The sequence below is a fragment of the Companilactobacillus halodurans genome (assembly GCF_009600995.1).
Classification (GTDB): Bacteria; Bacillota; Bacilli; order Lactobacillales; family Lactobacillaceae; genus Companilactobacillus; species Companilactobacillus halodurans.
Window position 1 is genome coordinate 39,970 of the sequence record NZ_VDFO01000021.1, and the last position, 9,419, is coordinate 49,388.

The window sequence follows — 9,419 nt, forward strand, 5'->3', positions numbered from 1 at the left end:
ATAATAAAAGGCATTCCATCATTGGAATGCCTTTTATTATTGGTCAAAAAATTTCACTTATAATAAGACCAATTTCTTGAATAAAACGTATACAATCTATTCTTTGACTTTCATAATTAAAATGCGTTAGAACTGCACAATCAATAAATTCATCATCATATTCAAACCTTGATACATCATGTTCCTCATGAGTTAATTCTCCAGTTTTAGTATATATTTCACCAATAAATCCACTTTTAGAAATCAAAGCTGGTAATTTACTCCTTGTTAGTGAATGACTAAGAGCATCTCTTACAATTGAACCTAATTCATCATTACTATTCAATATTTCAGTCCAAACATTCATAAATTCTTTTAAATTAATAATGTTATTCTCGACGGAATTATTCATCATAAATCTTTCAATTCTGATATTTTTAAATTTATTTTTTGACCATTCAGAAAGATTTTGCAATTGTAATTGTTTTAATAACACATTAGTAGCAGTATTATCTGAAATACTTAACATAAGATAAATAAGATCTCTTACCTTTAATTTATCAATACTCAATCCTCTAAGTACTCCGGCTCCACCAACAATATCCTGAGATGTTATCGGCAGTACCTTATTAAAAAAACTTGATTTATTTATCTTGTTGTTTAATAAATAATCAACAATTACGATTTTTATTAAACTAGCAGCATTAAATGTTAAATCACTATTATATTCAAAGATAATTTTTGAATTAGAATTTTGAATTTTTATGGCATAATCAATTTCTCGTGGTCTTTTTAAATCATTAATTTCTTTTACCAAATAATTACTATTTCTCATTGGTACCACCTAATCCAATTTTTTTTGAGGGTATTAATTTATCTTTATTAATACTAAAGCCAAAGTCTTCTTTTTCATCAATCATATTTACAGAATCTAAATCTGCATATATTACATTTTCATTTGAAGAAGCAAATGATATGGCTGCAGATATACTTTCAGGACATTCAATCATACAGCCAATCATACACTTAATTCCTGAAGCTTCAGCTATATCGTTTATCTTTTGGGCTTGGCTTATACCGCCTGTTTTCATAAGTTTGATATTTATCAAATCACATGCATGATTACGTATCATTAACAAAGCATCACTAGGGCTAAATACACTTTCATCAGCCATGATATTATAAGAAGATTTCTCTGTAATCAATTTCATTCCATATACATCCAATTTATTAACCGGTTGTTCAACAAAATCAATATTTAAACCAAATTTAGTCCATTCTTTTATTGCATACAAAGTCTCCTTTACAGTCCAAGCCTGATTTATGTCAATTCTAAATGAGACATCATTTGGCAAATCGATTGCTAAATCCATTGGTATTTGAACATCCTTATTGAAATTACCATTTCCTAGTTTAATTTTTAGAAAATGAAATCCTTCTTTAACTTTATTTTTAGCGTCACTTATAACTTGATCATGTGATTTAATGCTAATTGTATAATCCGTAGTTATCGGTTCATATTTCCCATTACCGAGCATATAAGTTAAAGATACGCCTTCTAACTTACTTCTTAAATCATACAAGGCAATTTCATAAGCGGCTTTAGCTGGTGTATTATTTGCAATTATGTTTTGTAATAAATATAATAGTTTATTCCATTCGTCAATTGATTTTTTTAGCAATTGGGGTTTTATAATATCCTCCATAATACAATAAGTGCTTTTTAAAGTGTCACCTGTTACTTTCTCATTCGGTGTTGCTGTCCCGATGCCAATCAAACCATTATTTAGTTTAATATAGACCTTTACTGCTTGCATTTCGTCTACTTCATGAAGAGCAGTTATAAAAGGACTTTTTAATTTTTTACGAATAACCTCACACTTAATTTTACTAATTACGTTCATTTATTATCGCTTCCTGTTTATTAAAAAATAATCCAATTGCCAATCTTCTAGTATTAATCCAATCTTTTTTACTTCTATCAGGGTAAATTCTATTTGTTAGACACACGAAGCCTCGTTTATTCTTTAAATCAAGGGCTATTGATGTTCCAGTAAAACCTGTATGCCATAAATAAAAATTATTAGAAGTCCATGATTTCCATCCTAACGTTCTACCATCTTGATAATTATTTTCAATCAAATCAAAAGCCGAATTTGGAATAATTTGTTTTCCATTATATATTCCATTATTTAAATACATAATCACAAATTTATTTAAGTCATTAAGTGTAGAAAACAAACCAGCATGACCACTAATGCCATTCATTAAATAGGCTTTATAATCATTCACAGTTCCTTGAATGACACCACCCCTACTTGATTGAATCTCTGTTGGAATGATTTTAGAAGGATTTAGACGAAAGGGATTATACATTGTATGAAACATTTTTAATGGCTCAAAAATATTTTTCTCAAAACTTTTTTGAAGTCCTCCGTCAATTTTTTCAATAATTTTTCCAAGTAATATGTATCCAAGATCAGAATATCTAATTTCACTACCAGGTTCTGTAATTAATTTTTCATTCTTTATTTTGGAAATTAACTGAGATTCATTCATTGAATGTTTTCCTTCTACATCACCTGGCAATCCACTACTATGCATTAATAATTGTTCCACCGTTACATCTGGATATAATGTACCTGAAATGAATTTAGATATTGGATCATTTAACAAGATAGTTTTACTATCCAATAATTGGAAAATTCTAGTCGTTGTTCCCACGACTTTAGTTAATGATGCTAAATCATATAACATATCTGGTCTAAGAGCTTCTCCAGTTGTATCTAAAGTCTTATAACCAATATAATGGTTTTCAATCTCATCCGAGGATATTAGTGAATATGAAGCTCCAGGTATTTCGCCTTTATTAACAGAATCTTTTATTAAGCATTCTATTGGAATAATATTCCTAATCATTTAAAATCAATCCTTTTCAAAAAGAGGTAGTTCTAAAGAACCACCTCTTTTATTTTTCAATAATATAACGTGAATAATCACTTAAGATAATCATAGTTAATGAATCAAACAATTCATCAACTATGAAAAATCCTATCTGCATATTTATTTTCCAAATTCTCGTTGTATTCAGGTCCTCCATCAATATTCGCACTTTTATAAACTGGCGGATTAAATCCCTTTTTCACCATTAATTTAATCGCTTCAAAAATTACTTGCTGAAGTAATAATGTAGCGGATACAGTTGATGTTCCACATACTTTAGAATCAAATCCTGGAACATTTAAAGCTGCATCACCAAATTTTGAATGATTATCAAGAACTACATCACCATATTGATATAATAAAGTTCCTAATGACGACCTTGATGTAGACATCTTAGAAGATTTTAAAGCAGTAACAACGATTATGCTCGTTCCTATTTTTTTTGCTTCATCAGCAATTTCAAGGATTTCTGGATTACGACCTGAATTTGAAATCAAAAATAAGACATCATTCTTTTTCAAATCAACTCTATGCATTAAATGCTTTCCAACCCCTTCGCAAGTCTCATAATATCCTCCTGCAGGGTCTTGAATAATCTTAGAAGGTATTAAACCACCTGCTCTACCGCTAACTTCTATAGCTGCTGCATAAGAATGGCCACTACCAAATGCTTGAGTTATGCCACCACTCATTATACTTTTAGCAACAATTTGTGCAGCTTGATGAATGTGATCAGATTCATCTTTTTCTAAAACTTGAGCAAGTCTACTTACCTCATCAAAAAATTCTAGCATCGCTTTTCTCCTTATTATTAACCCAAGATTTTAAATGCACCTAATACGATGGATAAAATCAAAACAAAAATGATCATCTTAGTAGATGTAATATTTTTCTTTCCTAATAGCCAATATACCAAAGCAACCAAAGCTACAGGAACTAAACTAGGCATGATTTGATTAAGCATACTTTGCATTTTCAAAGTAACTTTTCCGGATTTATATATGAATGGCACGTTTGCTTTAACAACAGTTGGTATTAATGCACCAACCACGGTAACACCTAACAAAATGGCTGCATTTGTTAACATATTTAATTTATCACCAAATTCTCCAACTAATTTTGCACCTTGTACATATCCTAATCTAAGTAATGGATAACGCATAAATAAAACCACTAAATTCATTAGAATCCAAAGGAAAGCGCCAAATACATTTCCTTGTAATCCCATATATGCACCAATTGATCCAAAAATTGTAGGTATGATAACACCAAAAATGGTATCTCCAACTCCAGCAAATGGACCCATCAGTCCTGTTTTTAACCCCATAACAGCATCTTTAGACTTGACACCTTTGTCCTCTTCAATAGCTATATCCATACCAACAATTAAAGGTCCCACAAACGGATTAGTATTATAAAACTGATTATGGATTTTCATCATTTCTTTTAAATCATCAGGGTCTTTGTAAAGACGTTTTAATGTAGGCAGGATTGCAAATAGAAATCCAGAAGCCATCATTCTTTCATAATTCCAACCTATTTGGCTTCCCCATAGCCATCTACGATTTGCCTGATGTAATTCTTTAGCCTTTTGTTTATCAATCTTCATACTCTTCGTCATCGTCATCCACCTCATTAGATTTGGTATCTACATTATTTCCAGTTTCTACAACGTTTTTTTCATTTAATTTTTCCATATTTTTGTAATATGCTATTGCCATTGCTAATCCAACCAAGGCAACTCCAAGCATAGGAACTTTAATATAAGCTGCGAGAACGAAACCAACAATCAAATACGTAACGAATTGTTTTGTTGGTAAATATCTCAATAAAATTGCAATACCAACAACTGGTAAAACTCCTCCAGCAACACTTAATCCATTAGTTAACCACTTTGGCATATCTTTCAAAATGACTTTAATAATACTGTTACCTAATGTAAGCATTATCAAAACTGGAATTGCTCTTGAAAATGACCATGGTATAGCACCGTATAAAATATTTCTTTGAACACCCTTAACATCCATTTCGTCAATTTTTTTATCAACTCGATGTTGAAAAAACGTGTTTGTAAATCTTGCTAAGACATCTAGCTGAACCATAAGTAATCCAACTGGAACTGCAAGTCCAATTGCAAAACTTAGACCTTTACCTGATGCAACAGCGAAAGCCGTACCAATAATTGAACCTGTCATAAAATCTGGAACACTTGCTCCTCCATATGTTCCAACTCCTAAAACCATTAATTGTAATGTTCCTCCAACGGCTAAACCTGTCTTATAATCTCCCATAATAATTCCAGTTACAAGACCAACCAAAAGAGGATAATTTCCAATAATTGCTAAAGTTAATTGATCAATAATCATCCAGCCAGCTAAAAGTGTTAGTACTATAATTTGCCAAATTGCTATATGCATTTATCTATCCTCCAATAACTTCATAAATTTCACAGGATCTTCTGAAGGAACCATTTGTGCTATTAATTCAATACCATGATCATTAAGATAATTAAAATCATCAATATCAGTTTGTGTAACAGCAACTGATTTCTTCACTTGTTTACTTCCCTCTCGTGATGACATATTTCCTACATTTACTTTTTCAATAGGAAGTCCATTATCAACAAGAATTCTTAGCCATTTCGGAGACTTTACTAACATAAAGACTCTTTGACCTTTATATTTACCACTTAATATTTTTTCCGCAGCACTTTGTGCTTTTAAAATACTCAACTTAACTCCGGCAGGAACAGCTGTTTTAAGTGCCATTTTTTGAATACTATCATGAACGACATCATCACCCACTACCATAATCCGACTAGCTTTCAAACTATTGGTCCACATAGTAGCCACTTGACCATGAATCAGACGTTCATCTATTCTAATGTTCTTTATCCCAAGATCTTCAATTTCTGACATTAGTCTTCTTCCTCTTCTTCATTTTCATCAATTTCGGGTATCTTAATTTTTCCTGAATTTTCAAGTTTTGATTCAAAAACTTTATCTATTTCTTCCCCCATAGCAATAAAGACCAAATCACTAAGGGAAAAACCTGTATAAATGGATTTAATCTTTTTTTCTGCTGCCAACATTATTGCTGCATTATTTGGTGTGCCAGAATTAATGTCCGTTAAAATGATTGTACTTTTATAATTCAAATTATTTCTATCTATGATATCTTCATAATCTTTTTTAACATCATTTATATTATTTTGACCTTTAAATGAATAAGTATAAAAGTTTGGTAAATCACCAGTAATCATCTCACAGCTATGTAAAGCAGCAATCGCATATCCCCCGTGAGAACTAATTATATAATTCATTTCTATCACCCTCTGACTTAACGTGTTAACTTATAAACAACTATAGGATAACCCCATGAATAAATAGTTGCAAGCGCTTTCACTAATTATTGACTTAACACCTTAATATCCTTATCATTACTTAAAGAGGTGGAGGTGATTTTATGGAACCCAAATATAAAATAATTTCTAACGATTTAATAGAGAAAATTAATTCTGGTATTTTTAAAAAGGGCGATAAATTTTATAGTGAATCTCAACTTAAATCTATCTATAATGTCAGTTCAACTACCGCAGTAAAAGTAATGGAAACATTGGTTAACCTTGGTAAAATTGAAAGATTTCAAGGAAAAGGAACGTATGTCAATAAATTAAACCACAATGAACTATTACAAGTTTCCGATATTCCTCTAAGAAATAAATTAATAAGAAATATTAAAGTACTCTCAGTAAAAAAGAAATCAGACTCAGAGATTCAAAAAAAATTAAACATAACAGGTTTTTATTATGAAATAATACGAATCTATTTTGTTGGTGATGACATAATTTCAGATGTTAATTTATCCTATATACCTGAATATTATGTAAATAAAAAGCATTTAAATAAAATTCAAGATTTTTATTCTATCTATGAACTCTATAAAAGTGATTTCAATATTAATGCATATGTTCTTCCTTTTACACAACGAAACACTATTACAACACTACCATCACATTTTTTAATAAATTCTTTTGACAAATCAAAGAAATCAAATTACTGTTTCCTTCAAGAAAGAACAACATACTTAAATGACGGATCTATTTTAGAGTTTATAAAAGATTATAAAAACACAGAATTCTTTTATCAAATACTATCCAGAGGCAATTTTAATAGTTAATATACAATTTTAAATTATTTTTTAAATATCATGAAAAGAGTGTTAATTATGAATAGCTATCCAAAAATCATACCAATCAAAAGAATACGAAACTATGAAAATATGGGTGTTGGTTTGTTTATTCACTGGGGATTATATTCTTTACTTGGTAAAGGTGAATGGACAGAATTAATTCATAATAGAGATAAAAAAAATTATGAAAAGTTAATACAAAAATTCACTGCCACTCATTTTGATGCAAATAAGATAGTGCAATCAGCAAAGAAAATGGGAGCAAAATATATTGTATTAACATCTAAACATCATGAAGGCTTCTTTTTATATGATTCCAAAGGCTTAAGCAACTTTGACTCAATTCATAGTGCGGCAAAACGTGATTTTATTAAAGAATTTGTAAATGCGTGCCACAAGGAAAATATCAAACCATTTATTTATATGGCCACTTATGATTGGCACACTGATAACTATGAGAAAAATTTTGAAGATTATCTAAAATATTTAAGAAAGTCAGTTGATATTCTTTGTTCAAATTATGGAAAAATTGGAGGATTTTGGTTTGATGGTAATTGGAATAAGAAAGAAGCAAACTGGGAAATGGATAAACTTTATGAAATAATACGCAAGAAACAACCTGAAGCTATTATCATCAATAACACTGGTCTTAAAAAACGTGGCATTCTTGAAAATGAAAATGTTGATGTTTTAACTTATGAAAGAGGAAATCCTAAATCAATAAATCATATCGGAAACGGTAAGAAATATGTTGCTGGCGAAATATCACTAACCTTAAATAAACATTGGGGCCTTGCGACAGATGATATAAATTACAAATCACCGGCTGAAATAATCAAGTCAATTGTTCAAGCCAGATGCGTAGGCGCAAATATCCTGATTAATATAGGTTTAAATGGAGACGGAAGTATACCTAGATTTAGTCAAGATTACATGATGATAATCGGTAAATGGTTGAAAACCAATTCATCAGCAATTTATAGTGTAAAACCTTTTGGATTGAACAATTTCAATCATACTTTGAATATGGTAAAAGATAAAAATAATTCGTTATATCTTTTTATAGATGGTCTAGGTAATGTTGGAAACGATAATGTTGTACTTGGTGGTGAAGGTACAAATTTAAGATCTTTCACGAATATTTATAAACCAATTTCCAAAATCACTTGGCTGGATAATAATCAAGATTTAAAATTTATGCATGATAAATCAAATGGGTTCCTAACAATAGATGCTAATGGCTTCACATATGGCAGTAACTGGATCATCAGAGTAGCTAAAGTACAGTTCAAATCATAATATAAAAAAAGTGGATACATTAATTATTGTCAATTAATGTATCCACTTTTTATTAATAAATAAATTTATATTAAAACCTTTTTTATTCATATTTTGTAAACGTTTTTTTGACTTTTTATTATAATTTTTTCACATGATATGCTTATTTTTTGTTATCATAATTGTAATAAATTACTGTATTGGCAACTTTTTCCGATATTATATAAAAATCAATTTGAAATTATTCTTTAATTCTTGATGATTTATATCACTAATTGATCTAACCCATTTCTAAATCAATGAATGTTTTGTTTTAGTAACTAATGGGTTCTTTTTATACTTTTTAATAAAACGTTGTCATGTAAATAATGCTTCATTTAAATTGTTTATATAATGTCCAAAATCTGATTGACACTAAAAGCTGACTTATAGGGGGATTTTATATTATGCATGCACTCTTAACAAACCAATTAACTCACCAGACTAAGCAAGTAAAAGTTGGTTTCTCTTGGACAGAATTCTTTTTTGGAAGTTTGTCTCCATTGTTTAGAGGGGATTTTAAATGGTTTGCAATTTTGTTTATCGTAAATATTTTGCTAACATCTTTTACATTGGGATTTGGTACTCTAATTGCTCATATTGCAATCGCTTTTTTCTATAATCAATGGTATACAAAAGATTTAATCGAAAAGGGATTTAGACCACAAAGTGAATCGGATAAAAATATTTTACTTTCAAAACAATATGTAAATAATAATATCAAGCCATTTCAAAACAGTTCAATGAACAATAACGATATTAATAGTATCGACAAATTAAAAAAACTTCTTGATGACGGTGCTATTACTCAAGAAGAATTTGACGATAAAAAGAAAGAAATACTTAATTTATAATCATTTAATGGCGAATTTTATAATCAAGTTAGCCACTTTCAATAAAATTCCAAAATAAAAACACCAAGACGAAAAAATCAGGTATCATTGGAGTTCTCCACAAACAATGAAAGAGGTTTTTCGTCTTGATGCAAG

Annotated in this window: 11 protein-coding genes; 3 read left to right on the top strand and 8 right to left on the bottom strand. The window is 29.7% G+C overall.

All coding sequences use genetic code 11. The annotated features are described in order from the left end of the window. Positions 1–43: 43 nt before the first annotated feature. From FHL05_RS06775 to FHL05_RS06810, 8 genes are all read right to left on the bottom strand, one after another. Positions 44–814 (bottom strand): serine hydrolase, encoded by a 771-nt coding sequence (locus tag FHL05_RS06775; RefSeq protein ID WP_153384564.1) that lies wholly within the window; start codon positions 812–814, stop codon positions 44–46. Beyond that, entirely contained in the window at positions 804–1,883 is a 1,080-nt protein-coding gene (locus FHL05_RS06780) for a dipeptide epimerase (RefSeq protein WP_153384563.1), read from the bottom strand. The genes FHL05_RS06775 and FHL05_RS06780 overlap by 11 nt, the downstream gene beginning before the upstream one ends. Further along, positions 1,870–2,898: a serine hydrolase domain-containing protein gene (locus FHL05_RS06785; RefSeq protein WP_153384562.1), complete on the bottom strand. Its 1,029-nt coding sequence runs from the start codon at positions 2,896–2,898 to the stop codon at positions 1,870–1,872. Before FHL05_RS06785 ends, FHL05_RS06780 begins: the two co-directional genes overlap by 14 nt. 116 nt (positions 2,899–3,014) lie before the next feature. Next, positions 3,015–3,716 carry an SIS domain-containing protein gene (locus FHL05_RS06790; RefSeq protein WP_153384561.1) on the bottom strand — a complete coding sequence of 234 codons (702 nt, stop codon included), beginning with the start codon at positions 3,714–3,716 and terminating at the stop codon, positions 3,015–3,017. 17 nt (positions 3,717–3,733) lie between these two features. Next, on the bottom strand, positions 3,734–4,543 hold the full coding sequence (locus FHL05_RS06795; RefSeq protein ID WP_202879061.1) for a PTS system mannose/fructose/sorbose family transporter subunit IID: 810 nt from the start codon (positions 4,541–4,543) through the stop codon (positions 3,734–3,736). Then, the gene (locus FHL05_RS06800; RefSeq protein WP_153522329.1) at positions 4,521–5,339 is read right to left on the bottom strand and encodes a PTS mannose/fructose/sorbose/N-acetylgalactosamine transporter subunit IIC; all 819 of its coding nucleotides are present in this window, start codon (positions 5,337–5,339) and stop codon (positions 4,521–4,523) included. Before FHL05_RS06800 ends, FHL05_RS06795 begins: the two co-directional genes overlap by 23 nt. Then, complete coding sequence (locus tag FHL05_RS06805; RefSeq protein ID WP_153384558.1) at positions 5,340–5,840, bottom strand: PTS sugar transporter subunit IIB; 501 nt, start codon at positions 5,838–5,840, stop codon at positions 5,340–5,342. Next, the gene (locus FHL05_RS06810; RefSeq protein ID WP_153384557.1) at positions 5,840–6,244 is read right to left on the bottom strand and encodes a PTS sugar transporter subunit IIA; all 405 of its coding nucleotides are present in this window, start codon (positions 6,242–6,244) and stop codon (positions 5,840–5,842) included. Before FHL05_RS06810 ends, FHL05_RS06805 begins: the two co-directional genes overlap by 1 nt. Positions 6,245–6,387: 143 nt before the next feature. Between FHL05_RS06810 and FHL05_RS06815 the strand changes: the two genes are divergently transcribed. From FHL05_RS06815 to FHL05_RS06825, 3 genes are all read left to right on the top strand, one after another. Beyond that, positions 6,388–7,101, top strand: a complete 714-nt coding sequence (locus FHL05_RS06815; RefSeq protein WP_153384556.1) for a GntR family transcriptional regulator — start codon at positions 6,388–6,390, stop codon at positions 7,099–7,101. Between the two features lie 48 nt (positions 7,102–7,149). Then, entirely contained in the window at positions 7,150–8,412 is a 1,263-nt protein-coding gene (locus FHL05_RS06820) for an alpha-L-fucosidase (protein WP_153384555.1), read from the top strand. A 425-nt stretch (positions 8,413–8,837) separates the two neighbouring features. Next, positions 8,838–9,284, top strand: a complete 447-nt coding sequence (locus FHL05_RS06825) for an SHOCT domain-containing protein (protein WP_153384554.1) — start codon at positions 8,838–8,840, stop codon at positions 9,282–9,284. Positions 9,285–9,419 lie beyond the last annotated feature (135 nt).

Excerpts from the sequence above, each read along its gene's own strand:
- FHL05_RS06775 (WP_153384564.1), bottom strand. The coding sequence starts at position 814 with ATGAGAAATAGTAATTATTTGGTAAAAGAAATTAATGATTTAAAAAGA.
- FHL05_RS06780 (WP_153384563.1), bottom strand. The coding sequence starts at position 1,883 with ATGAACGTAATTAGTAAAATTAAGTGTGAGGTTATTCGTAAAAAATTA.
- FHL05_RS06785 (WP_153384562.1), bottom strand. The coding sequence starts at position 2,898 with ATGATTAGGAATATTATTCCAATAGAATGCTTAATAAAAGATTCTGTT.
- FHL05_RS06790 (WP_153384561.1), bottom strand. The coding sequence starts at position 3,716 with ATGCTAGAATTTTTTGATGAGGTAAGTAGACTTGCTCAAGTTTTAGAA.
- FHL05_RS06795 (WP_202879061.1), bottom strand. The coding sequence starts at position 4,543 with ATGACGAAGAGTATGAAGATTGATAAACAAAAGGCTAAAGAATTACAT.
- FHL05_RS06800 (WP_153522329.1), bottom strand. The coding sequence starts at position 5,339 with ATGCATATAGCAATTTGGCAAATTATAGTACTAACACTTTTAGCTGGC.
- FHL05_RS06805 (WP_153384558.1), bottom strand. The coding sequence starts at position 5,840 with ATGTCAGAAATTGAAGATCTTGGGATAAAGAACATTAGAATAGATGAA.
- FHL05_RS06810 (WP_153384557.1), bottom strand. The coding sequence starts at position 6,244 with ATGAATTATATAATTAGTTCTCACGGGGGATATGCGATTGCTGCTTTA.
- FHL05_RS06815 (WP_153384556.1), top strand. The coding sequence starts at position 6,388 with ATGGAACCCAAATATAAAATAATTTCTAACGATTTAATAGAGAAAATT.
- FHL05_RS06820 (WP_153384555.1), top strand. The coding sequence starts at position 7,150 with ATGAATAGCTATCCAAAAATCATACCAATCAAAAGAATACGAAACTAT.
- FHL05_RS06825 (WP_153384554.1), top strand. The coding sequence starts at position 8,838 with ATGCATGCACTCTTAACAAACCAATTAACTCACCAGACTAAGCAAGTA.